General features: G+C 72.5%; 21 protein-coding genes. 14 read left to right on the top strand and 7 right to left on the bottom strand.

Annotated elements, in window-relative coordinates; translation table 11 throughout:
* Positions 1-124: 124 nt before the first annotated feature.
* From aceE to ACWCSV_RS21620, 3 genes are all read left to right on the top strand, one after another.
* Positions 125-2,806, top strand: coding sequence for a pyruvate dehydrogenase (acetyl-transferring), homodimeric type (gene aceE, locus ACWCSV_RS21630; RefSeq protein ID WP_451144558.1), 2,682 nt, complete (start codon positions 125-127; stop codon positions 2,804-2,806).
* A 109-nt stretch (positions 2,807-2,915) separates the two neighbouring features.
* Complete coding sequence (locus ACWCSV_RS21625; protein WP_451144556.1) at positions 2,916-3,908, top strand: helix-turn-helix transcriptional regulator; 993 nt, start codon at positions 2,916-2,918, stop codon at positions 3,906-3,908.
* A gap of 60 nt (positions 3,909-3,968) precedes the next feature.
* Positions 3,969-4,490: a DUF4240 domain-containing protein gene (locus tag ACWCSV_RS21620; protein WP_451144619.1), complete on the top strand. Its 522-nt coding sequence runs from the start codon at positions 3,969-3,971 to the stop codon at positions 4,488-4,490.
* A 39-nt stretch (positions 4,491-4,529) separates the two neighbouring features.
* On the opposite strand, the gene ACWCSV_RS21615 is transcribed toward ACWCSV_RS21620, so the two are convergent.
* Positions 4,530-5,069 (bottom strand): N-acetyltransferase family protein, encoded by a 540-nt coding sequence (locus ACWCSV_RS21615; RefSeq protein WP_451144554.1) that lies wholly within the window; start codon positions 5,067-5,069, stop codon positions 4,530-4,532.
* Positions 5,070-5,136: 67 nt separating this feature from the next.
* Between ACWCSV_RS21615 and ACWCSV_RS21610 the strand changes: the two genes are divergently transcribed.
* Positions 5,137-6,036 carry a TIGR01777 family oxidoreductase gene (locus ACWCSV_RS21610; RefSeq protein ID WP_451144552.1) on the top strand — a complete coding sequence of 300 codons (900 nt, stop codon included), beginning with the start codon at positions 5,137-5,139 and terminating at the stop codon, positions 6,034-6,036.
* A 245-nt stretch (positions 6,037-6,281) separates the two neighbouring features.
* Entirely contained in the window at positions 6,282-7,628 is a 1,347-nt protein-coding gene (locus ACWCSV_RS21605) for an NAD(P)/FAD-dependent oxidoreductase (protein ID WP_451144550.1), read from the top strand.
* Positions 7,629-7,665: 37 nt separating this feature from the next.
* Here ACWCSV_RS21605 and ACWCSV_RS21600 read toward each other — a convergent pair whose 3' ends face one another.
* The gene (locus tag ACWCSV_RS21600) at positions 7,666-9,399 is read right to left on the bottom strand and encodes a regulator (protein WP_451144548.1); all 1,734 of its coding nucleotides are present in this window, start codon (positions 9,397-9,399) and stop codon (positions 7,666-7,668) included.
* 291 nt (positions 9,400-9,690) lie between these two features.
* Between ACWCSV_RS21600 and lipB the strand changes: the two genes are divergently transcribed.
* The 4 genes from lipB to ACWCSV_RS21580 all read left to right on the top strand — a co-directional run bounded on the left by lipB (position 9,691) and on the right by ACWCSV_RS21580 (position 12,924).
* Positions 9,691-10,494 (top strand): lipoyl(octanoyl) transferase LipB, encoded by an 804-nt coding sequence (gene lipB / locus ACWCSV_RS21595; RefSeq protein WP_451144546.1) that lies wholly within the window; start codon positions 9,691-9,693, stop codon positions 10,492-10,494.
* Positions 10,495-10,677: 183 nt separating this feature from the next.
* The gene (lipA, locus tag ACWCSV_RS21590; protein ID WP_451144544.1) at positions 10,678-11,658 is read left to right on the top strand and encodes a lipoyl synthase; all 981 of its coding nucleotides are present in this window, start codon (positions 10,678-10,680) and stop codon (positions 11,656-11,658) included.
* Positions 11,659-11,996: 338 nt separating this feature from the next.
* Positions 11,997-12,206 carry an SCO2195 family GlnR-regulated protein gene (locus ACWCSV_RS21585; protein WP_327175342.1) on the top strand — a complete coding sequence of 70 codons (210 nt, stop codon included), beginning with the start codon at positions 11,997-11,999 and terminating at the stop codon, positions 12,204-12,206.
* A gap of 10 nt (positions 12,207-12,216) precedes the next feature.
* On the top strand, positions 12,217-12,924 hold the full coding sequence (locus ACWCSV_RS21580; RefSeq protein WP_451144542.1) for a DUF4191 domain-containing protein: 708 nt from the start codon (positions 12,217-12,219) through the stop codon (positions 12,922-12,924).
* 369 nt (positions 12,925-13,293) lie between these two features.
* Here the strand turns inward: ACWCSV_RS21580 and ACWCSV_RS21575 are convergent, their stop codons facing one another.
* The gene (locus tag ACWCSV_RS21575; protein WP_451144540.1) at positions 13,294-13,761 is read right to left on the bottom strand and encodes an RDD family protein; all 468 of its coding nucleotides are present in this window, start codon (positions 13,759-13,761) and stop codon (positions 13,294-13,296) included.
* A gap of 220 nt (positions 13,762-13,981) precedes the next feature.
* Here ACWCSV_RS21575 and glnA point away from each other — a divergent pair, with 220 nt between their 5' ends.
* Both glnA and map read left to right on the top strand, forming a co-directional pair.
* Complete coding sequence (gene glnA / locus ACWCSV_RS21570; RefSeq protein WP_327175345.1) at positions 13,982-15,391, top strand: type I glutamate--ammonia ligase; 1,410 nt, start codon at positions 13,982-13,984, stop codon at positions 15,389-15,391.
* A gap of 327 nt (positions 15,392-15,718) precedes the next feature.
* On the top strand, positions 15,719-16,501 hold the full coding sequence (gene map, locus ACWCSV_RS21565; RefSeq protein WP_451144538.1) for a type I methionyl aminopeptidase: 783 nt from the start codon (positions 15,719-15,721) through the stop codon (positions 16,499-16,501).
* Between the two features lie 108 nt (positions 16,502-16,609).
* Here the strand turns inward: map and ACWCSV_RS21560 are convergent, their stop codons facing one another.
* Positions 16,610-17,413 carry a hypothetical protein gene (locus tag ACWCSV_RS21560; protein WP_451144536.1) on the bottom strand — a complete coding sequence of 268 codons (804 nt, stop codon included), beginning with the start codon at positions 17,411-17,413 and terminating at the stop codon, positions 16,610-16,612.
* A gap of 110 nt (positions 17,414-17,523) precedes the next feature.
* Positions 17,524-17,835, bottom strand: a complete 312-nt coding sequence (locus ACWCSV_RS21555; RefSeq protein ID WP_451144534.1) for a hypothetical protein — start codon at positions 17,833-17,835, stop codon at positions 17,524-17,526.
* A gap of 132 nt (positions 17,836-17,967) precedes the next feature.
* On the opposite strand from ACWCSV_RS21555, the gene ACWCSV_RS21550 reads away from it, so the two are divergent.
* Complete coding sequence (locus tag ACWCSV_RS21550; protein ID WP_451144532.1) at positions 17,968-18,333, top strand: ArsC/Spx/MgsR family protein; 366 nt, start codon at positions 17,968-17,970, stop codon at positions 18,331-18,333.
* A 174-nt stretch (positions 18,334-18,507) separates the two neighbouring features.
* On the opposite strand, the gene ACWCSV_RS21545 is transcribed toward ACWCSV_RS21550, so the two are convergent.
* A complete protein-coding gene (locus ACWCSV_RS21545; protein ID WP_451144530.1) occupies positions 18,508-19,428 on the bottom strand; it encodes a Gfo/Idh/MocA family protein in 921 nt (306 codons plus the stop codon).
* A gap of 278 nt (positions 19,429-19,706) precedes the next feature.
* Here ACWCSV_RS21545 and glnII point away from each other — a divergent pair, with 278 nt between their 5' ends.
* Complete coding sequence (gene glnII / locus ACWCSV_RS21540) at positions 19,707-20,726, top strand: glutamine synthetase (protein WP_451144528.1); 1,020 nt, start codon at positions 19,707-19,709, stop codon at positions 20,724-20,726.
* A gap of 91 nt (positions 20,727-20,817) precedes the next feature.
* Here glnII and ACWCSV_RS21535 read toward each other — a convergent pair whose 3' ends face one another.
* Positions 20,818-21,111 carry a hypothetical protein gene (locus tag ACWCSV_RS21535; protein ID WP_451144526.1) on the bottom strand — a complete coding sequence of 98 codons (294 nt, stop codon included), beginning with the start codon at positions 21,109-21,111 and terminating at the stop codon, positions 20,818-20,820.
* Positions 21,112-21,219: 108 nt separating this feature from the next.
* Here ACWCSV_RS21535 and ACWCSV_RS21530 point away from each other — a divergent pair, with 108 nt between their 5' ends.
* Entirely contained in the window at positions 21,220-22,128 is a 909-nt protein-coding gene (locus tag ACWCSV_RS21530) for a DUF6891 domain-containing protein (protein ID WP_451144524.1), read from the top strand.
* Positions 22,129-22,340: the final 212 nt, after the last annotated feature.

The raw sequence follows: 22,340 nt of genomic DNA, 5'->3' as shown, positions 1-22,340 counted from the left end.
CCTTTCAACCCTTTGATCGATCATCGATCAGGGATTTACAGTTCTCGGCGGGCCCACCGGCCCGTCGCCCTGTCCTGCCAGCCAGGGACTTCTCCACCCCCTCCCACTCCGGAAGGCGGCGATCATGACCGACCCCGTAGGAAAGCGTCCGAGCGAACTCGACCAGTTCCCGGACCGCGACCCCGAAGAGACCGCCGAATGGGCGGCCTCTCTGGACGCCGTGACCAAGGCCGCGGGGCCGCATCGCGCCGCGTACCTGATGAGGCGTTCGCTCGAACACGCCGAAGGCGCCGGTCTCGCGCTGCCCAAGCTGCTGGAGACCGACTACGTCAACTCCATCCCGACCGCCGCCGAGCCCGAGTTCGACGGCGACCTGGAGATGGAATCCCGCATCACCGCGTGGAACCGCTGGAACGCGGCGGCCATGGTGACCCGCGGGGCGAAGTACGGCGTCGGCGGCCACATCGCCACGTTCGCCTCGGCGGCCTGGCTGTACGAGACGGGCTTCAACCACTTCTTCCGCGGCAAGGAGGGGGACGGCTCCGGTGACCAGCTCTACATCCAGGGCCACGCCTCCCCCGGCATCTACGCCCGCGCCTTCCTCGACGGCCGGCTGAGCGAGCAGCAGCTCGACAACTTCCGCCAGGAGTCGGGCGGCGACGGCCTGCCGTCCTACCCGCACCCGCGGCGTCTGCCCTGGCTGTGGGAGTTCCCCACCGTGTCGATGGGCCTCGGCCCGCTGTCGGCGATCTACCAGGCGCGCTTCAACCGCTACCTGGCCAACCGCAACATCAAGGACACGTCGAACTCGCACGTCTGGGCCTTCCTGGGCGACGGCGAGATGGACGAGCCCGAGTCGACGGCCGCCCTGGCGCTCGCCGCCCGTGAGGGTCTCGACAACCTGACCTTCGTCATCAACTGCAACCTGCAGCGCCTCGACGGCCCGGTCCGCGCCAACTTCCGCGTGGTCCAGGAGCTGGAAGGCGCCTTCCGCGGGGCCGGCTGGAACGTCGTCAAGACGCTCTGGGGCAACGCGTGGGACGAGCTGTTCCAGCTCGACACCACCGGTGCGCTGGTCCGCCGCCTCCGCGAGGTCCCGGACGCGCAGTTCCAGACGTACGCCACCCGTGACGTCGCGTACATCCGTGAGCACTTCTTCGGCGCCGAGCCCGCGCTCGCCGAGCTGGCGAAGCTGCTCACCGACGCGAAGATCGCCGAGTGCTTCTACACCTCGCGCGGCGGCCACGAGGCCCGCAAGGTCTACGCGGCGTACAAGGCGGCCCTGGAGCACAAGGGCGGCCCGACCGTGATCCTCGCCCAGACGGTGAAGGGCTTCACGCTCGGCAAGGGCTTCGAGTCCAAGAACGCCAACCACCAGATGAAGAAGCTGTCCCTGGACGAGTTCAAGGACATGCGCGAGCTGCTCGGCCTGCCGATCCCGGACAGCGCATTCGAGAGCGGTGTGGTGCCCTACGGTCACCCCGGCGCCGACTCCCCCGAGGTCCGCTACCTCCAGGAGCGCCGCGCGGCCCTCGGTGGCCCCGCCCCCGCCCGCCGGGTGCACGCCGCGGCCCTGCCGCAGCCCGAGGAGCGCGCGTTCGCCGCGCTGAAGAAGGGTTCCGGCAAGCAGGAGATGGCCACCACCATGGCCTTCGTCCGCCTCGCCAAGGACCTGATGCGCGACAAGGAGACCGGCAAGCGCTGGGTTCCGATCGTCCCGGACGAGGCCCGCACCTTCGGTATGGAGTCGCTCTTCCCGTCGGCCGGCATCTACTCGCCGCTGGGCCAGACGTACGAGCCGGTCGACCGCGACCAGCTGATGTACTACAAGGAAGCCAAGGACGGCCAGATCCTCAACGAGGGGATCACCGAGGCCGGCTCCATGGCGGACTTCATCGCCGCGTCCACGTCGTACGCGACGCACGGCGAGACGATGATCCCGTTCTACATCTTCTACTCGATGTTCGGCTGGCAGCGGACCGGCGACCAGATGTGGCAGCTCGCCGACCAGCTCGGCAAGGGCTTCATCGTCGGCGCCACGGCCGGCCGTACGACCCTGACGGGTGAGGGCCTCCAGCACGCGGACGGCCACTCGCACCTGATCGCGGCCACGAACCCGGCGTCGCTCAACTACGACCCGGCCTTCGCGTACGAGATCGCGGTGATCGTCAAGGAGGGTCTCCGCCGGATGTACGGCGAGCCCGTCGAGGGCGAGGACTCCAACGTCTTCTACTACCTGACGGTCTACAACGAGCCGAAGCCGCAGCCCGCGATGCCGGAAGGCATCGAGGAGGGCATCGTCAAGGGCCTGTACCGCTTCAAGGAGGGCACGCCGGCCAAGGCCGACGCGCCGCGCCTGCAGCTGCTGGCCTCCGGTACCGCCATCCACTGGGCCCTGGAGGCCCAGGAGCTGCTGGCCGCCGACTGGGGCGTCACCGCCGACGTGTGGTCCGCCACCTCGTGGGGCGAGCTGCGCCGCGACGCGCTGGAGGCCGACGCCGCGCTGCTCCGGGGCGAGGAGCGGGTGCCGTACGTGACGCAGGCGCTCGCCGGCGCCCCCGGCCCGGTGCTCGCGGTCAGCGACTGGATGCGCCAGGTTCCGGACCAGATCAGCCAGTGGGTGGAGCAGGACTGGTCCTCGCTCGGTACGGACGGCTTCGGCCTCTCCGACACCCGTGACGCCGCCCGCCGCCACTTCGGTGTCGACGCGCAGTCGGTCGTCGTGGCGGCCCTGGCCCAGCTCGCCAAGCGCGGCGAGATCCCGGCTTCCGCGATCAAGGAGGCGCGGGAGCGCTACGGACTCTGATCCGTACGCCTGACACCCGGCCCTGAACGCCGTGGGTCTCCGGAATTCCGGAGACCCACGGCGTTCTCCGTCTGCCCCGCGGCCCTCTCGCATCGACGAGAATGGAGCTATGCGCGCGGCCCGACTGATCACCATGGTGCTGCTCCTCCAGTCCCGTCCCGGGATGACCGCCGCGGAGCTGGCGGCGGAGCTGGAGGTGTCGGAGCGGACCGTCGCGCGGGACGCGGCCGCCCTCTCCGAGGCGGGTGTCCCGGTGTACGCGGAGCGCGGCCGTACCGGCGGCTACCACCTCGTCGACGGCTACCGCACCCGCCTCACCGGTCTCGCCCGGGGCGAGGCCGAAGCGCTGTTCCTCTCCGGGCTGCCCACCGCCCTGCGCGACCTGGGGCTCCAGGACGCCGCGTCCGCCGCCCGCCTCAAGGTGGCCGCCGCCCTGACGCCGTCGCTGCGGGACACCCCGGACACCGTGGCCCGGCGCTTCCACCTGGACGCCCCGGGCTGGTTCCAGGAGCCGGTCGCGCCCGCACTGCTGCCCGTCGTCGCGGAGGCCGTCCGCGACGACCTGACGGTCCGGGCGCGCTACCTCCGCGACGGTGCCGAGGTGGACCGGGCCCTCCTGCCGTACGGGCTCGTGCTGAAGGCGGGCGTCTGGTACCTCTGCGCCCGGGTCGCGGACTCCGCCGACGCTCCTTCCGCCCGGGCCGGCTTCCGGGTGTACCGGGTCGACCGGTTCGTCTCGGTCGACCCGGACGGCGGGCGGTTCGAGCGGGACGCCGGTTTCGACCTGGCCGGGTTCTGGGCCGCCCGCTCCGCGCGGTTCGCCCGCTCCCTGCTCCGTACCGAGGTGACCGTACGGATCTCCGGTGCGGGCGCTCGGCGGCTCCCGCACCTGGTCGACCGGGCCGCCGCCGAGGAGGCGCTGGCCGCCGCCGGACCGCCGGACGGGGAGGGGCGGTGGACGGTCACCCTGCCGGTGGAGTCACCGGAGGTGGCGTACGAGCAGCTGCTGGCGCTGGGCGCCGAGGTGGAGGTGCTGGCACCGGCCGCGCTGCGCGCGCGCTTCCGCGAGGCGGCGGGCCGGATGCACGGCCTCTACGGGTAGGCGGGGGCCCGGCGGCTCCGCGTGGCGGGGGCCGCCCCCTCGGCCGATGCTGGACCCGTGATGGACGAGACGGAGTTCTGGGAGCTCATCGACAGCACCCGCGAGGCCGCCGAGGGCGACCCCGAGGAGCACGCCGAGCTGCTCGTGGAACGGCTGGTGCGGCTGGACCCCGAGACCGTGCTCGACTTCGCCCGGCACTTCGAGGCCCGCTACCACCGCGCGTACCGCTGGGACCTGTGGGGCGCCGCCGCCCTGCTGCTCGGCGGCGCGAGCGACGACGCCTTCGACTACTTCCGGTGCTGGCTGATCGGCCAGGGCCGGGAGGTGTTCGAGGGCGCGCTGCAGGACCCGGACGATCTGGCGGAGCTGCTGGACGACTTCGACGAGGAGGTCGACGGGGACGGCGAGGAACTGGGCTACGCGGCCGACGAGGCGTACGAGCAGCTCACCGGTGTCGTCTCGCCCGACCTGGGGCTGCCCCCGCAGGCCCGTGAACCGGCCGGGGTGCCGTTCTCGTTCGAGAACGACGAGGTGCTGGCGGCGCGGCTGCCGGCGCTCTGGGAGCGGTTCGGCGAGGGCTGAGCGGCTTCACGCGTCACCTGTAGCCGGTCACCGCGATCCTCAGAGGGCGCGCCCCATCAGCACGTCGTCGACGTACCCGCCGTTCAGGAAGAACTCGCCCGGCAGCACGCCCTCCACGGCGAACCCCTCGGAGGCGTAGAGGGCGCGGGCCGGCGTGTTGTGGCCGAGGACGCGCAGGGTGATCCGGTTGGCGCCCTGGCGGCGCGCCTCGGTGAACGCGGCGCGCAGCAGTGCCCGCCCGATGCCCAGCCCGCGCGCCCGTCCGCCGACGGCGAGGCCCTGGATCTGCCGGACGTGCTGGTGGCAGGCGAGCGGGGTGGGCGCGACCAGGCGGAGGTATCCGGCCATGTACAGGGCCCCGTGGGCGACGCGTTCGCCCACCGGGGCGGTCTCCGGCACCGTTTCGGCGACGAGGATGTCGCGGGGTGAGTGGCGCTCGTCGAAGAACGGCGGGTACGGCGGCTGCGGGCGGGGCTGCACGGCGTGCAGGGTGGACCAGGTCTCCCGGTCGAGCGCGGCGAGCGCGGTCTCGTCGGAGGGGAGCGCGGGGCGTATGGCGTGAAGGCGGAGCGCGGACATGGGCGTCACTGTGCCATGCCGTGTCCGGAATGATCCACGGGCGGCATCCATGGGGCAGGATGGGCCCATGGAGCGCTCCCGTATCGCCGTCACCGGATCGACCGGACTCATCGGAGCGGCGCTCGTGCGCTCGCTGCGGGCCGACGGGCACGAGGTCGCCCGCCTGGTGCGGCGGCCCGCGGAGGCGGGTGACGAGGTCCGGTGGGACCCGCACCGGGGGTACGTCGACGCGGCCGGGCTGGTCGGCTGTGACGCGGTGGTCCACCTGGCGGGTGCCGGGGTCGGCGACCACCGGTGGACCGAGGCGTACAAGAAGGAGATCCGGGACAGCCGGGTGCTGGGCACCGCGGCGGTGGCGGAGGCCCTCGCCTCCCTGGACACCCCGCCGAAGGTTCTGGTCTCGGGTTCCGCGATCGGCTACTACGGCGACACCGGTGACCGCGTGGTCGACGAGGGCGCCCCGCCCGGCGAGGGGTTCCTGCCCTCGGTGTGCGAGGAGTGGGAGGCCGCCACGGCGCCCGCCGAGGAGGCCGGCATCCGGACGGTGCACGCGCGCACGGGGCTGGTCGTCGCCTCGGGCGGCGGCGCCTGGGGCAGGCTCTTCCCGCTGTTCAAGGCCGGGCTGGGCGGGCGGCTCGGCAACGGCCGCCAGTACTGGAGCTTCATCGCGCTGCACGACCACATCGCCGGTCTGCGCCATCTGCTCGCCACGGACGCCCTGTCCGGGCCGGTGAACCTCACCGCGCCCGATCCGGTCACCAACGCGGAGGTGACGGCGGCGATGGGGCGGGTGCTGCACCGGCCCACCCTCTTCACGGCCCCCGCCCCGGCGCTCCGCCTCGCGCTGGGCGACTTCGCCGAGGACGTGCTGGGCAGCCAGCGGGTGGTCCCGCGCAAGCTGCTGGACTCGGGCTTCACCTTCGCCTTCCCCGGCGTCGACAGCGCGATCCGCGCGGCCCTGGGCTGAGGCCTCCCGGCGCCCGGAGGACCCTCGTACGGGGCCGGTGCGCAGAGCCCGTACCCGGGGCCCGTGCCCAGGGCACATGCGCAGATCCCGTGCGCAGGGCCCGTGCGACCCCGTGCACCGGTGTGTTCGCGCGGGCCACTGTCCAGGTATCGGCCATCCTCCTAGCCTCTTTGGCGAACTCGGGCATTCCGGGAGTCAGTCGGGGGCATGAGCCTCCCACCGCTCGCACGACTCGGGGAGGGCATGTGCGCAAGCCTGCACACCACGCGGACGTGGTCATCATCGGAGCCGGTACAGCCGGCCTGTCAGCCGCTCACCTTCTCGTACGGGCGGGGGTGAGCGTCAGCGTGCTGGAGGCGACACCGCGCGTCGGCGGCAGACTGGCCACGGACGAGGTGGACGGGTTCCGGCTGGACCGTCTCGGTCCGCTGCTCGGCAGCGTGCCGGAGGAGTTCGGGGACATCCCGGGGCTGGCGCCCCTGGTGCTCCGCGCGTTCGATCCGGCGGTCGTGGTCCACAACGCCGGACGCCGCTATCGCGCCGGTGGCATACGAAGCACCAGGGGCGCGTTCAGACCCGTGCGCGCCCGTTCGAGCGCCCCTGTGGGCGGCGACCGGGCCACTCCGGCGGGCCGGGGCGGGGCGGTCGGCGAGGCCCTCGACCGCGCCCGGCTCGGGGCGTCGCTGGCGCGGCTGGCCAACACCTCCACGGCCCGCATCATGGCCAAGCCCGACCGGGCGGCGGAGGCGGCCCTCGCGGCGCGCGGGCTGCCGTCCCGTACCGTCGACGGTTTCCTCCGGCCGCTGCTCGCCGCCCTGCTGAGCGATCCGGAGCTGCGGGTGTCGAGCCGGATCGCGGAACTGGTCCTGCGCGACTGGGCGCGCGGCCTGCTCCGGGTTCCCGAGGGCGGTTCGGCGGCGCTGCCCGAGCTGCTCGCGTCCACGCTGCCGCCGGACACCGTACGGACGAACGTCCAGGTGACGGCCGCCGACACCACGTCCGTGCGCACCAAGGAGCACGGCGAGCTGAGCTGCCGTGCGCTGCTGGTGGCCACCGGAGCGGGGGCCGCCGCCGAGCTGCTGCCCGGTCTGCGGGTGCCCGGATTCCACCCGGTGACGGTGGTCCACCACACGGCCCCGGAGGCTCCCCGGACCGGCGCCTCGCTGGTGCTGGAGGCGGGCGGGGCGGGTCCGGTGGCGTACTCGGCGGTGATGAGCGAGATCGATCCCACCCGTGCGCCGCGGGGCCGCGCGCTGATCACCTCGGCGGTGCTCGGCACCCCGCCGCCCGGTCTGGACCGTGCGGTGCGCGGTCATCTTGCGGCGCTGTACGGGACGCCCACGGACGACTGGGAGCTGCTGGCCACCCACCACACCGCCGAGGCGGTCCCGGTGATGACCCCGCCGCACGATCCGAGCCGCCCGGTGCGGGTGCTCGCCGGGCTGTACGTGTGCGGCGACCACCGGGACACCAGCACCCTGCGGGGCGCCCTGCACTCGGGGCGGCGTGCGGCGGAGGCGATCCTCGCCGATCTCCGGGCGGGTTCCGGGTTCCTGCCGGAGCCGGGAACGACGCTGTCGGGGGCCGCCTGAGCACCTCCCCCGTCCGGCTGGGGCCGGGTCGCGTCCCTCAGCCGAGGGCCGCGATCTGCTCGCGGTACCCGCGCACGGCCGCCGCGTCGCGGTAGGGCTCCAGCTTGCGCTCGAACTCGCGCACGTACTCCGTCGCCCGGACCGACCGCATCTCCCGTGCCTGCTGGGCCGCCTCGGCGCCCAGCAGGCACGCCTGGTCGAGTTCGCCGAGCCCGAGCCGGGCCGAGGCGAGGACGACCCGGCAGAAGAGCCTGCTCCGGGCGTACGCGGGGGCGCGCAACTGGAGCGAGCGCTCCGCGTGCAGAGCGGCGGCCCGGTACTGCTGGAGGTCCCGGTGGCAGTGCGCGAACTCGTCGGCGAGCTGGGCCTCGTCGAAGTTGCGGGCCCAGTGCGGCGCCTCGTCGCCGGGGCGGGCGGCCTCCAGGGCGCGTTCGGCGCGCGCCAGCGAGACGGCGCACGCCCGCGCGTCCCCGAGCACGCCGTGCCCACGGGCCTCCACCGCGTGCAGCAGCGCCTGGACGGCAGGGGGTGCGGCGGAGCCCACCCCCTGCTGGGCGACCCGGGCGAGCTGGACGGCCTCGCGGCCGTGCCCGAGGTAGACCGCCTGCCGGCTCATCGTGATCAGCACGTAGCTGCCGTACGCCCGGTCCCCGGCGGCCTGGGCGAGCCGCAGGGCCTGGACGAAGTACCGCTGGGCCAGTCCGTGCGCGGCGATGTCGTACGAGGTCCAGCCGGCCAGCCGGGTCAGGTCGGCCGCCGCCGCGAAGAGCCGGCGGCCGGTCGTCTCGGTGTAGCTGCCCCGGAGCATGGGCTCGGTCTCGTGTTCCAGGTACCGGATCAGGGCCTGGCGGGCGTGTCCGCCGCCGTAGGCGTGGTCGAGCGAGCGGAAGAGTTCGCCGACCGAGCGCAGGGCCGCCACGTCACCGTCGCCGACGCGCTGGCCGGACGCGCGCTCGGTCTGCCGCTGGCGGGGCACCGCGGGGCGGGGGGCTCCGGCGGGGGCCGTACCCGTGATCCCGTCCGGGCCGGGTGCGTGAGGGCGGCCGGGGGCATGCGCGTGGCCCGGGGCGGGGCGCTGGCCACCGATCCAGGCGCCCCCGGCGGGGTTCCCGGAGCCCTGGGCTCCGGGCGTACCGGGTCCGGGGCCCGCGGCGCCGCCCGGTCCTGGCAGGGTGCCCGCCCGGGTGTGTGCCCGCGCGTCCCGGAGCGGGCCGGTGGCGGGGGCGGCTCCGGGGCGTCCCGGCAGGGCACCCCCGCCGTGCGGGCCCTGGCCCCCGGCGGAGCCTGCGGCCGGAGCCGGGTGGTCGCCCCGGGAGACCGACTCGTCGGCCTGGCCGATCAGCCAGTCCCTGCTCGGCACCACCAGGCCGGCCGGGGTGAAGGCGATCTTGCGGAGGTCGGCCTGGTTGCCCGAGTCCTTGCGCCAGAGACCACTGACGATGTCGACGGCCTCGGCCGGGGTCGAGGCGAACTCCAGGCCGGCGTAGACGGGCGCGCAGGCGTCCAGGCCGAGGTCCTGGGCGGTGAGCCTGCGGCCGAGGCGCCGGGTGAAGACCTCGGCGATCAGGGCGGGGGTGGTTCCGCGCGGCTGCTGGCCGCGCAGCCAGCGGGTCACCGAGGTCTTGTCGTACCGCAGGTCGAGGCCGTGCTCCAGCCCCAGCTGGTCCACCCGTCGGGCCAGGCCCGCATGGGAGAAGCCGGCCTCCGCGATGAGTGCGGCGAGTCTGCGGTTCGGGGGGTGCGGGGTGCGCTGCGGGGGTCGTTCCGACATCTGCGGTGCGGTCTCCTGCCTTGCCTGGGCCGGGCGTGGCAGCCCTTGGGGAACGGCGCGAATTTAGCGGTCCCCGGAGCGGCCCCGGCGGCGTTCGCTCCACGTTCATCCGATCGTGTGAGGAGTACCGATCACGCTGACGAAATGACCTGCCGGACGGCCCGGTCCCGGACGGTCGTACAGTGATTCGGGCGCGATCAGTGTGCACGGTGACCGCGCTCCGTGCACGGTGACGACGGGCGGGAGGCACCCCTCCGGGCTCCCCGTCACCACGAGTAGGGAGGCATCGCCGTGAGCGAGCTGCGATTTGTCCGGCTGGGTTTCGGCCCGGAGGCCGTCGAGTACACGGAGGCCTGGCAGAAGCAGCGCGAGCTGCACGCCGCACGGTTCGAGGAGACCGTCCCCGACACCTGCCTGCTGCTGGAGCACCGGTCCGTCTACACGGCGGGGCGGCGCACCACCGACAGCGAGCGGCCCCTGGACGGCACCCCGGTCATCGACGTGGACCGCGGCGGCAAGATCACCTGGCACGGTCCGGGCCAGCTCGTCGGCTACCCGATCCAGAAGCTGCCGCGCCCGGTCGACGTCGTGGCGCACGTGCGCCGGCTGGAGGAGGCGCTGATCCGCGCCGCCGCCGAGTTCGGCGTGGCGACCAGCCGGGTCGAGGGGCGCAGCGGGGTCTGGGTGCTGGGCGATCCGGTCGACCGGCGGCCTTCGCTCGGCGGTCTGTCGCTCGACTTCGACCCGCGGCTGACCGACGAGGAGTTCGACCCGCGGCTCAACGGCCCCGAGTACGCGCCCTCCAACGCCGGGCAGCGCCGCGAGGACCGCAAGCTGGCCGCCATCGGCATCCGGGTCGCCAAGGGCGTCACGATGCACGGCTTCGCGCTGAACGTGAACCCCGACAACACCTCCTTCGACCGGATCGTGCCGTGCGGCATCCGCGACGCGGGCGTGACCTCGCTCGCGTACGAGCTGGGGCGCGACCTCACGATCGCGGAGGTCCTCCCGGTCGTCGAGAAGCACCTGCGCGACGTCCTGGAGAACGCCGAGCTCGCGCCTCGCGAGGTGGCGGCCGCTCCCGCGACCGCCTGACCGGCGGCGATCCGGGGGCCGCCGTACGGCCCCCGGGGACGTGCACCGCCCGCCTGCTTCGGCCGTACGGGGAATAGCCCCCGTCGGCCACAGGTTGGCCGGACGTAAGGCCGTGCGAATGACGGGCGTACCCTGGTGTTCGCCGAAGAATCCAATGCAGTGAAAGCAAAGGGGAGTGCCGGAGTGTCCGCTGTCGCACCCGACGGGCGCAAGATGCTGCGCCTGGAGGTCCGGAACAGCCAGACCCCCATCGAGCGCAAGCCCGAGTGGATCAAAACCCGGGCGAAGATGGGCCCCGAGTACAACCAGCTGCAGAAGCTCGTCAAGAGCGAGGGGCTGCACACGGTCTGCCAGGAGGCGGGCTGTCCCAACATCTTCGAATGCTGGGAGGACCGCGAGGCGACCTTCCTCATCGGCGGTGACCAGTGCACCCGGCGCTGCGACTTCTGCCAGATCGACACGGGCAAGCCGCAGGCGCTGGACCGCGACGAGCCCCGCAGGGTCGGCGAGTCCGTCGTCACGATGGACCTGAACTACGCCACGATCACCGGCGTCGCCCGCGACGACCTGGAGGACGGCGGCGCGTGGCTGTACGCGGAGACCGTCCGCCAGATCCACGCGCTGACGGACGTCCGCGAGGCCGGCCGCACCAAGGTCGAGCTGCTGATCCCCGACTTCAACGCCGAGCCCGCGCAGCTGGCCGAGGTCTTCTCCTCGCGCCCCGAGGTGCTGGCGCACAACGTCGAGACGGTCCCCCGGATCTTCAAGCGCATCCGCCCCGGCTTCCGGTACGAGCGTTCGCTCGAGGTCATCACGCGGGCCCGCGAGGCCGGCCTGGTGACCAAGTCGAACCTGATCCTCGGCATGGGCGAGACCCGCGAGGAGGTCAGCGAGGCGCTCCAGGACCTGCACGACGCCGGGTGCGAGCTGATCACGATCACCCAGTACCTGCGCCCCTCCGTCCGGCACCACCCCGTCGAGCGCTGGGTGAAGCCGCAGGAGTTCGTGGAGCTGAAGGACGAGGCCGACGCGATCGGGTACTCCGGCGTGATGTCGGGGCCGCTGGTCCGCTCCTCGTACCGCGCCGGGCGCCTCTTCCAGCAGGCGATGGCGGCCCGCGACGCGGCCACCGCCGGAACGGTCGCGCGGACCGCGTCGGTGTGAATCCGAGCACAAGGCATTACCGGGCGGTAATCGCCCGCACGAGGCGGCCCGTACGCTCCCCGCAGGTGGGGGACGCGTATGGGCCGCCCCGGCGTGCGCACGGCCCGCATCAAGGTTTCATTGGTGTTTGACCGACCGGTCATGCCCTGGTAACACCGGGATGTGACCCTGGTCCCAGAGCAGTGACCCCGGGTCCCGGAGCCAGTGATCCCGGCCCCGGAGCAGTTCCAGACCAGCGACCCCGGGTCCACGGGCCCCAGTGGCCGGACCCGCTGTCGCGCCCGTTTCCCGCACCCCGTTCCGCGCCGCGCGCGGACCGCCCCGAGAGGGAACACACGATGCAGGCCGCGCCGGTACGTGCCCACACCCTTCCGACCGTCACCCACGCTCTCCGCGCCGTGGAGTCGCTGCTGCTGAGCAGCGGCCAGCGCACCGCCCGCCGCAACGCCTGGACCGCGGTCCTGGAGGACCGCCGACGCGCCAAGGACCGGGTCGAGGCCCAGCACGTACTGGAGGCCGTTGCGGAGCACCGTTCCTCGGCCACGTAAACTTCTGTACATGGCGAGGAAGGCAAACACTGAAGGCGCGGACAGCGCCGAGAACGCGGGGCGGCTCAAGCAGATCGCCCTGACCTACAAGATGACCCGGCGGTCGGACCCGAAGATCGGCCTCGTGCTCGCGGGGCTGGGAATCGTCGTCTTCGGCGTGATCCTCGCGATCGGCTTCGCGATCGGTCACCCGCTCTACCTGGGCATCCTGGGCTTCGTACTGGCCGTCCTCGCGATGATGATCGTCTTCGGACGGCGCGCGGAGGCCGCGGCCTTCGGTCAGATGGAGGGCCAGCCCGGTGCCGCGGCAGCGGTGCTGGACCGGATCGGGCGCGGCTGGACCACCACTCCGGCGGTCGCGATGAACCGCAGCCAGGACGTCGTCCACCGCGCGGTCGGCAAGGCCGGCATCGTGCTGGTGGCCGAGGGCAACCCCAACCGGGTGAAGAGCCTGCTGGCCGCCGAGAAGAAGCGGATGGCGCGCATCGTCGTCGACGTCCCCGTGCACGACATCATCGTGGGCGACGGCGAGGGCCAGGTGCCGCTGAAGAAGGTGCGCACCAAGATGCTGAAGTTCCCGCGCATCCTCAGCGGACCGCAGGTCACGGCGGCCAACGACCGTCTGCGGGCCATGGGGGACCTGATGAGCAATATGCCGCTCCCGAAGGGGCCCATGCCCAAGGGGATGCGCATGCCGCGCGGCGGAAAGATGCGCTGACCGGCACCTCGCGGGACGCTTCGCTCCACTTTTACCGGCTCCACTTCTCTCGCCGCGCGGGCGCGGCACACCGCATCGTGCGGTCCGCGCCCAGACGTCACACCTCACACCGGAGGGGCGGCCCCGACCTGATCGGTCGGGGCCGCCCCTCTTCGCGTGCGGATGCCGCGGTCCCGGTGCGCGTTCCGGCTCCACGGGGCCGGTCACGGCTCCGCCCACCCCCGGGGGTCCACATGGTGAACAGGCCGGGTCACCGTACGGATGCAGTTGTCCGGATGGCGGAACGCCCCGGGGTCCCTTTTCCGGGGCCGCCGGGACCGGTCCGGGGGCCCCGGCGCCACCGGGGTGCCGCCGGGGCCGCCCGGAGGGTCAGAGGCGGACCTGGACGGACCGGGAGAGCCGGTCGTGCAGTCCGCGTCCGTCGCGGTCCCAGATGAGAGCCGGGATCACCAGGAGCAGCAGCACGCTCCGTACGAGGACGCGCACCAGACCGAACCGTCCGCCGTCCTGGGAGACGACCCGCAGGCGCAGCAGACGCTTGCCGGGAGTGAAGCCGAGGGTGCCGACGGTCAGGAGGCTCATGACCAGGAAAACGAGCAACGCCCAGTTGCCGGCGGCCTGTTGGTCACCACGAGCGATGAGCCCGTATGCGATCACCATGCACAGCGCCCAGTCGATGAAGATCGCTCCGAAGCGGCGGCCGAGCGGGGCCACCGACCCCGGGCCCTCCTCGGGCAGGCCGAGGCGCTTGCCCCGGTAGCCGAAGTCGACGCCCATGTCCTCGGCGGCGGCCTGGGGGCCGGAGAGCCACGATCCGATTGCTTGCCTGTTGTCCACCCGACCACGGTACTGCGAGCGGGTTTGCTTCCTGCGGCCCGGGGCACGGGATGAGGCGTTGGGGTGTCCCCCACCGCGCGCCCGGTTAACTTGGGCGAAACAAATGGGTCATGCTTGGGAAATCCCGTCTGCCTAAGGTCGCCCTCAACGTGCGCCACCGCACTGGCGACACACACGAGCTACAACCCCGTCCCTCCGGGCCGGGAGTAGGAGGAGTTGGATGTTCCAGAACGCCGACGAAGTGCAGAAGTACGTCGCGGACAACGACGTGAAGTTCATCGACGTCCGCTTCTGCGACCTGCCCGGTGTGATGCAGCACTTCACCATCCCGGCAGCGAGCTTCGACCCGGCCGAGGAACTCGCCTTCGACGGTTCGTCGATCCGCGGCTTCCAGGCCATCCACGAGTCCGACATGGCGCTCCGCGCCGACCTGTCGACCGCCCGGGTGGACCCCTTCCGCCGTGACAAGACGGTCAACATCAACTTCTTCATCCACGACCCGATCACCGGCGAGCAGTACAGCCGTGACCCGCGGAACGTGGCCAAGAAGGCCGAGGCGTACCTCGCCTCCACCGGCTTCGCCGACACCGCCTACTTCGGCCCCGAGGCCGAGTTCTACGTCTTCGACAACGTCCGCTTCCAGACGTCGGCGAACGAGAGCTTCTACCACATCGACTCCGAGGCCGGCGCCTGGAACACCGGTGCGGTCGAGAACAACCGCGGGTACAAGGTCCGCTACAAGGGCGGCTACTTCCCGACCCCGCCGGTCGACCACTTCGCCGACCTGCGTGCCGAGATCTCCCTGGAGCTGGACAAGAACGGCCTCCAGGTCGAGCGCCAGCACCACGAGGTCGGCACCGCCGGCCAGGCCGAGATCAACTACAAGTTCAACACGCTGCTCGCCGCGGCCGACGACCTGATGCTCTTCAAGTACATCGTGAAGAACGTCGCCTGGCGCAACGGCAAGACCGCCACCTTCATGCCGAAGCCGATCTTCGGCGACAACGGTTCGGGCATGCACGTGCACCAGTCGCTGTGGCAGGGCGGCTCGCCGCTCTTCTACGACGAGCAGGGTTACGCGGGCCTGTCGGACATGGCCCGCTACTACATCGGCGGCATCCTCAAGCACGCCCCGTCGCTGCTGGCCTTCACCAACCCGACGGTGAACTCGTACCACCGCCTGGTCCCCGGCTTCGAGGCCCCGGTCAACATGGTGTACTCGCAGCGCAACCGCTCCGCCGCGATGCGCATCCCGATCACCGGCTCGAACCCGAAGGCCAAGCGCGTCGAGTTCCGCGCCCCGGACCCGTCCTCGAACCCGTACCTCGCGTTCGCGGCGCTCCTGATGGCCGGCCTCGACGGTGTCAAGAACAAGATCGAGCCGGCCGAGCCGATCGACAAGGACCTGTACGAGCTGGCTCCCGAGGAGCACGCCAACGTCCAGCAGGTCCCGACCTCGCTCCCGGCCGTCCTCGAGGCGCTGGAGCAGGACAACGAGTACCTCCAGGCCGGCGGTGTCTTCACCACCGACCTGATCGAGACGTGGATCGACTACAAGCGCACCCACGAGATCGCCCCGATCCAGCTGCGCCCGCACCCGCACGAGTTCGAGCTGTACTTCGACCTCTAAAGGGCGCGGCCGGGCCGCCGCGCGCACGTGAGTTCCGCGTACGCGCCGCCCGGCTGATCCACTGACGCAAGGCCAGATCGACGAGGGCCGCCACCATCGGGTGGCGGCCCTCGTCCGGTCTGGCCTTGCGTGGTTCCGGCCGCCGGGAGGCCCCTGACGCGTCCCGGACCGTCCCCGGCGAATGCCCCGGGTCCGACGGGGCGGGGCACCAGGACGCCGTCCGTGCTCCGCCCCGCGGGGTCAGCGGCCCCTGAGCGTGCACCCATTCTCATACCGGTAAAGTTAGAACGGTATAGTTATTGGAAGCAGCACGTGAGAGGTCCCCCCATGATCGAGATCCTCAACTACACGCGGCTTGAGCGGGCGAGAGAGACCGGCGCTCTGGTCGGAAACATCCTGCACACGCTGAAGCGGCGCAGCGCGGCCGGAACGAACCTGCTGGACATCGACCAGTGGACCAAGGAAATGATCATCGAGGCGGGAGCGCAGTCCTGCTACGTCGACTACGCGCCCTCCTTCGGGCGCGGCCCGTTCGGACACTACATCTGCACGGCCGTCAACGACGCGGTGCTCCACGGGCGCCCGTACAACTACACGCTGGCGGACGGGGATCTGCTGACTCTCGACCTCGCCGTGGTCAAGGGCGGGGTGGCCGCGGACGCCGCGATCAGCTTCCTGGTGGGCAAGGGCGGCCATGCGGAGAGCGCTCTGATGATCGAGACGACCGAGCGCGCACTCGCCGCCGGCATCGCCGCCGCCAGGCCCGGGGCGCGCATCGGCGACCTCTCCCACGCCATCGGCACGGTCCTCACCGAGGCGGGGTATCCGGTCAACACCGAGTTCGGAGGTCACGGCATCGGCTCGACCATGCACCAGGACCCGCATGTCGCGAACACCGGACGCCCCGGCCGCGGATACAAGCTGCGCCCCGGACTGCTTCTCGCCCTGGAGCCCTGGGTCATGGCCGACACCGCCACCCTCGTCACCGACGCCGACGGCTGGACGCTGCGCAGCGCGACGGGCTGCCGGACCGCGCACACCGAGCACACCATCGCCATCACCGACGACGGAGCCGAAATCCTCACCCTGCCCACGCGGGCACGGCCGTAGGGCGTCTCGTCGGAGTGCCGTCGTCAGGCCGGAGGCCGGGCCGGGTGCGCCGCCGACGAGCCCGCGTCGCCCTCGACAGCCTCCCGGCCGCGGAAGGGACGCGGCCCCTCAGCCCAGCTCGATGACCGGCCGGACGGAGAAGTCCTCGTAGAGGTCCTCGCCGTCGGGTGTCTGGAGGAACTCCGCGATCCCCGGGTTGTGGTTGGCGGTGGCCAGGGGCAGCCAGCCGAGGAAGGTGCCGTAGCCGCCGCAGACGGCCTCGCCGCCGTCGCCGCCGTGGACGTGGCCGGGGTCGGCGGTCACCTCGGCCTCGTACACGTCGTAGCCGATGTGCAGGCCGAAGGCGTTGGGCAGGCGGTGCGGGCCGGTCCCGCTGCCGTACGGCGAGCAGTCGGAGGGATACGTGTCGCCCCAGCGGAACAGGGTCTCGGCGCCGGCGCCGCAGGCGTGCTCCCACTCGTCGGGGGTGGGCGGGCGCAGGCCCCGGGTGGCGAGCAGACCGGGGACCTCGGCGGGGACGTCGGGCAGCGGCTCGGCCTCCACCGCCATGAGGACGGTGGGGAGGGTGACCGTGCGGCGGGGGGTCAGGAACCGGGCCAGGTGGACGGAGAGGTCGGCGTCGAAACCGAAGCCGCCCGCGACGGACTCCGCGCGGTAGGAGGCGAGTTGCTCGGGGCCCGGGCTCCACGCGGCCAGGTCGAATCCGACGCGTACCTCGCCGCCGGGTATCAGGGCGAACCGCTGTCCGCCCCGTTCGATCACGGCGCGGTGCGGGACCCGGCCCCGCGCCGGGTCGCTCTCCCACTCGGCCAGGGTGCCGCCCACCCGGCGGGCGGCCTCCTCGGCACGGTGGTGCGCGGTGGCCCCGTCCAGGGCACACCAGTTGTCGAAGGTCAGGGTGGCGAGTGACATGCCGGGAGTCTGTCAGCCACCGCCGACAACCGGCCGGCGGCCGGACGACCGTGCCCCGCGCCCCCGGAGAGCGGGGGCTGCGGGGCACGGCCTCCTGTGGAACGGAGCCGTCAGCGGCCGTAGCGGATCAAGGTGCGGACCATGCGGCAGGTGAGGTCGGACGGCGGGTGGATGCCGAGGCGCTCGGCGGCGCGGCGGATGCGGTGGTTGCTGGCGCTGGAGGGCTGGTAGACGCCCGAGTCGAGCAGGGCGATCGTCAGCCGCATGGCCTTCAGGCGGCGGTTGTGGGCGATGTACCACTCCCGGGGGCGGCCCGGCGGCAGCGCCCTCTTGGGCGTCGGCGCGGCGAACGGGAGCATCGGTCGGAGCGGGTCGTGGAGCGTCGGGTCGAGCGGCTTGGTCGTGACTGCGGCAACGGCCATCGGCAACCTCCTGGCGCGGTGGTGGAACCCTCACGAACTACCTCCATTTTACCGCCTCGCACTGACAATCGCCCCTGGCCAGAGGGGATTTCACTGCCTCCTCCCGGCCGCTTCCGCCGTATCCTCGGCCCCATGGAGATCTGGATCAATCCGCGTTGCTCGAAGTGCCGGAGCGCCGTTTCGCTGCTGGACGCGGAGGGGGCGTCGTACACCGTGCGCAGGTATCTGGAGGACGTGCCGACGCCGGACGAGATCCGGGCGGTGCTGGACCGGCTCGGGCTGGAGCCGTGGGACATCACCCGGACCGGGGAGGCCGTGGCGAAGGAGCTGGGGATCGGCGACTGGCCCCGGGAGGCGGCGGAACGCGACCGCTGGATCGGGGCGCTCTCCGCCGAACCGGCGCTGATCCAGCGGCCGATCATCACCGCGGACGACGGCACGGCCGTGGTGGGGCGCTCGGAGGAGGCCGTACGGGAGGCGTTGGGGCGTACGGAGTGAGCGGCGCACTCCGACTCCGGTAGTCAGCCGTCGAGTTCACGTGTTCCGTGAGGGGAATCACGATGTCGGTCAGGCGGCCGACGGGGCGGTGTTCCGCGTCGAGCGGCTCACCGGCCTCCCCGGCCGCCCGGCGCGCGGCGGCGACCGAACCCGGGACCCGCGGTCCGCCGGGTTTCAGGGGCGGTCCGCCGGGCCCAGCTGCGCTTCCGCTTCCGCGAGCAGCTCGGTCAGGCGCGCCCCGAACCGTACGTCGCAGGGGTGCGGTACTCCGGTGCGTACGGCTTCCGCCAGCGCGTCGACCGCTCCGGCGAAGGCGTCCAGGGCGCCGCCCCAGCGGGGCAGGGTGGCGACGCCGTGCTCACCGCGGAGTTCGATGCCGGTGCCGGCCGCGCCGGCCGGGGCGGCGAGGCCGAGGGTGGCGGTGCTGGAGGCGCCGGAGGTGTGGCGGAGCACCAGGTGCGCGGTGTCGGACGGGCCCCGGACGGCGGTCAGTGCGGTGACGTCGCCGAGGACCGGGAGGAGCACGGAGAGGACGTGCGGGCCCACGTCCCAGAGGCCGCCCTTGTCGCGGCGCCACGGGGAGGCTGCGTACTCGCTGGTGGATCCGGGGGCGTAGAGCGCGCCGAGCCACTGGCCGCTCGCGGTGAACCACCCTTCCAGCGCTGCCTGTTCGGCGATCCAGGCGGCCGTCGCGGGGGCGAAGCGCAGGGTGCAGAAGACGACGGAGGCGACGCCGGCCCGGTCGGCGGCCCCGGCGACCTCGTGGGCGCCAGCCGCGGTGGTGGCGACCGGCTTGTCGAGCAGGAGGTGGCATCCGGCGGCAGCCGCCCGGACCGCGATCGGGGCCTGTACGTCCGGTGGCAGCGCCACGGCGACGGCGTCGCTGACGGCGAGCAGTTCGTCGAGGCCGTCGTCCCCGCTGAAGGCAGGGACTCCGTGGGTGCCGGCGAGGGCGGTCGCCGCCTCGGGGCGGCGGCCCCACACCCCGCTCAGCTCGGCGCCGGGGTGGGCCGCGAGGGCGGGGGCGTGGGTCTTGCGGGCCCACGGTCCGGTGCCGAGCAGCCCGATGCGCAGGGGGGTCGCGGAAGTCGTCATGGGTACCAGTGTGCCGCCCGGCCGGGGTGCGGCCCGTGAGCGCGGCCCCGTATACGACGAGCTCGCCCGGGGGTACGAGTGGCGGGGCACGCGGCCGCCGTCGCGGCGCGTACCCGTAAGGCCAAGGGCGCCGGAGGCCGGGGCGGCCCGTGGCTGTGACGCTGTTCACGCACGGAAAACGTCGGTAACACGGGGTTCACATTGGGGCAACGGATGGGAAATCGCGTCTTGCCAAGCTGCGCGCATAGACCTCGCAGCACCCGCAAAGGATGGCTTCCGTGACGTTCAAGGCTGAGTACATCTGGATAGACGGCACCGAGCCGACCGCCAAGCTGCGTTCGAAGACGCGGATCCTGGCCGACGGCGCGGAGCTGCCCATCTGGGGCTTCGACGGTTCGAGCACGAACCAGGCCGAGGGCCACGCCTCCGACCGCGTGCTGAAGCCGGTCTTCACCTGCCCGGACCCGATCCGCGGCGGTGACGACGTCCTCGTGCTGTGCGAGGTCTTCAACATCGACATGACGCCGCACCCGTCCAACACCCGTGCCGCGCTGCGCCCGGTGGCCGAGCGCTTCGCCTCGCAGGAGCCGATCTTCGGCATCGAGCAGGAGTACACCTTCTTCGCGGGCCACCGTCCGCTCGGCTTCCCCGAGGGCGGCTTCCCGGCCGCGCAGGGCGGCTACTACTGCGGTGTCGGCTCCGACGAGATCTTCGGCCGCGAGATCGTCGAGAAGCACCTCGACAACTGCCTCAAGGCCGGTCTCGGCATCTCCGGCATCAACGCCGAGGTCATGCCCGGCCAGTGGGAGTTCCAGGTCGGCCCGCTGTCCCCGCTGGAGGTCTCCGACCAGCTGTGGGTCGCCCGCTGGCTGCTCTACCGCACCGCCGAGGACTTCAACGTCTCCGCCACCCTCGACCCGAAGCCGGTCAAGGGCGACTGGAACGGCGCCGGTGCGCACACCAACTTCTCCACCAAGGCGATGCGTGAGGGCTACGACCCGATCATCACCGCGTGCGAGTCGCTGGGCGAGGGCTCGAAGCCGCTCGACCACGTCAAGAACTACGGCGCCGGCATCGACGAGCGCCTGACCGGTCTGCACGAGACCGCCCCGTGGAACGAGTACAGCTACGGCGTCTCCGACCGCGGCGCCTCGGTCCGCATCCCGTGGCAGGTCGAGCAGGACCAGAAGGGCTACATCGAGGACCGTCGCCCGAACGCCAACGTCGACCCCTACGTCGTCACGCGGCTGATCGTCGACACCTGCTGCACCGCGCTGGAGAAGGCCGACCAGGGCTGATCCCCCCGCACCTCCCCGTACGACGAGAAGGCGCCCACCGGAATCCCGGCGGGCGCCTTCTCGTCGTCCGTACGGGAGTACGGGGCGCCCCTCACACGGACGGCAGCGTGCCGTATCCGTCCAGGTGGAGCCGGAGCGCGCACTGGTCCTCGGCCACGACGTGGACCCGCTGTCCCCAGTGTTCGGTGAGCCGGTGCGCGACGTCGACGAGCCGGCGGCGTTCCTCCGGCGAGTACGCGGGGAAGCGGACCCAGCCGCGTTCGGCGATCACGGTGCCGAGGTCGTGGAAGAGGGTGGCCCGGGCCCGCCGCTCCTCGTCCTCGGTCAGGGGGGTGGGGGCGCCCTCCGCGGGCTGCCACCGGACGTTGTACAGGTCCCGGATCACCGGTCGCCCACCCCTCGTTCGGCGCGCGGGCCGTCGTCGGCGCGCTCTGCGGGCAGGTTACCGGCCTGCGGGCGAGGCGCTGTCGGTGGTGCGTGCCAGAGTGGCCCCATGCTGGAGATCAAGGTGAAGACCGAGGGGCAGCAGACGTACACGCGCCCGACGGCGGACGAGTTGACGGACCTGGTGCTCGGGATCGGCGGGCCGAAGAACCGGTTCCTGGTGGTGCAGCGGGTGCCGGACCGGCCCGGACGGTTCGTGCAGGTCTGGCAGGAGGGTGACGGCCCGTACGAGCTGGAGTACCGCGCGGGCGGCCCCGCCGACCACTACCGGGCCGAGATGTCCGCCCCGGAGCGGGTCGCCGAGGCCATGGCCGGCTGGGCGCGGCAGGAGGAGGAGTGGGACGCGGGGATCGGCTGGGAGTCCCTGGGGCTGCCCGAGGCGGAGCCCGTACCCGCTCCGGAACCGGAGGTCCTGGCACGCCTGGAGGAGGCCGTGCGGGGCGAACTGCGGGGCGGGTTCGGCACGGTGGAGACGCTGACCGAGTGGGCGGCCGACTGCCTGACGGAGGACAAGGTGTCGCCCGTCACCCCGGAGCAGGCGCGGGCCGTCGTCGAGCGGCTCTGGCTGGAGCGGGTGGAGGAGCAGGAGCGGTGGACGGGGGTGAGCGACGCCGACCGGCTGGAGCGGGCGTTCGCCGTTCTGGGGGCGGCCGGCCTGACCGCCCGGCAGAACTTCACCTGCTGCCGTTCCTGCGGGATGGGCGAGGTGTGGGCGGAGGACGAGTCGGCGCGCGGTTTCGTCTTCTTCCACTCCCAGGGCACCGCGAGCGCGGCGGCGGGCCATGGACTCGCCCTGTACTACGGCGGGTTCGACGACTCCGAGGAGACCACCACCGCGGTCGGAGGCGAGGTGGCGGCCGCGCTCCGGGACGCCGGACTGACCGCGGAGTGGGACGGCAATCCGTCGAAGGCCATCGAACTGCCGGTGCCGGACTGGCGGAAGCGGCTGGTGGGCTGAGGAGTCGGGGCAGGTCAGGGCGGGTGCGGGCGCGGTCCGGGGGCCGGGTGTGAGAAGCGCGACGCAAAGGGTCCGTATCGACGGGTGAGAGGAGACTGCTGCCGCGCCCCATTCTCTGCTTCAATGGGCCCATGGCCGGTCTCCAGTACACCTCATCGGGTCGCAGCGACCTTGAGCCGTTCTGGCCTTCCCGTCAGCACCACGACTTCGAC

The organism is Streptomyces sp. NPDC001770 (assembly GCF_053596135.1).
Note: the sequence above shows the minus strand (reverse complement) of the source record. Positions and strands in the feature narration are given on the sequence as shown.

Bases quoted from the DNA above. Each gene is read 5' to 3' on its own strand.
- aceE (WP_451144558.1), top strand. From the start codon at position 125: ATGACCGACCCCGTAGGAAAGCGTCCGAGCGAACTCGACCAGTTCCCG.
- ACWCSV_RS21625 (WP_451144556.1), top strand. From the start codon at position 2,916: ATGCGCGCGGCCCGACTGATCACCATGGTGCTGCTCCTCCAGTCCCGT.
- ACWCSV_RS21620 (WP_451144619.1), top strand. From the start codon at position 3,969: ATGGACGAGACGGAGTTCTGGGAGCTCATCGACAGCACCCGCGAGGCC.
- ACWCSV_RS21615 (WP_451144554.1), bottom strand. From the start codon at position 5,069: ATGTCCGCGCTCCGCCTTCACGCCATACGCCCCGCGCTCCCCTCCGAC.
- ACWCSV_RS21610 (WP_451144552.1), top strand. From the start codon at position 5,137: ATGGAGCGCTCCCGTATCGCCGTCACCGGATCGACCGGACTCATCGGA.
- ACWCSV_RS21600 (WP_451144548.1), bottom strand. From the start codon at position 9,399: ATGTCGGAACGACCCCCGCAGCGCACCCCGCACCCCCCGAACCGCAGA.
- ACWCSV_RS21585 (WP_327175342.1), top strand. From the start codon at position 11,997: ATGCAGGCCGCGCCGGTACGTGCCCACACCCTTCCGACCGTCACCCAC.
- ACWCSV_RS21580 (WP_451144542.1), top strand. From the start codon at position 12,217: ATGGCGAGGAAGGCAAACACTGAAGGCGCGGACAGCGCCGAGAACGCG.
- glnA (WP_327175345.1), top strand. From the start codon at position 13,982: ATGTTCCAGAACGCCGACGAAGTGCAGAAGTACGTCGCGGACAACGAC.
- map (WP_451144538.1), top strand. From the start codon at position 15,719: ATGATCGAGATCCTCAACTACACGCGGCTTGAGCGGGCGAGAGAGACC.
- ACWCSV_RS21560 (WP_451144536.1), bottom strand. From the start codon at position 17,413: ATGTCACTCGCCACCCTGACCTTCGACAACTGGTGTGCCCTGGACGGG.
- ACWCSV_RS21555 (WP_451144534.1), bottom strand. From the start codon at position 17,835: ATGGCCGTTGCCGCAGTCACGACCAAGCCGCTCGACCCGACGCTCCAC.
- ACWCSV_RS21550 (WP_451144532.1), top strand. From the start codon at position 17,968: ATGGAGATCTGGATCAATCCGCGTTGCTCGAAGTGCCGGAGCGCCGTT.
- ACWCSV_RS21545 (WP_451144530.1), bottom strand. From the start codon at position 19,428: ATGACGACTTCCGCGACCCCCCTGCGCATCGGGCTGCTCGGCACCGGA.
- ACWCSV_RS21530 (WP_451144524.1), top strand. From the start codon at position 21,220: ATGCTGGAGATCAAGGTGAAGACCGAGGGGCAGCAGACGTACACGCGC.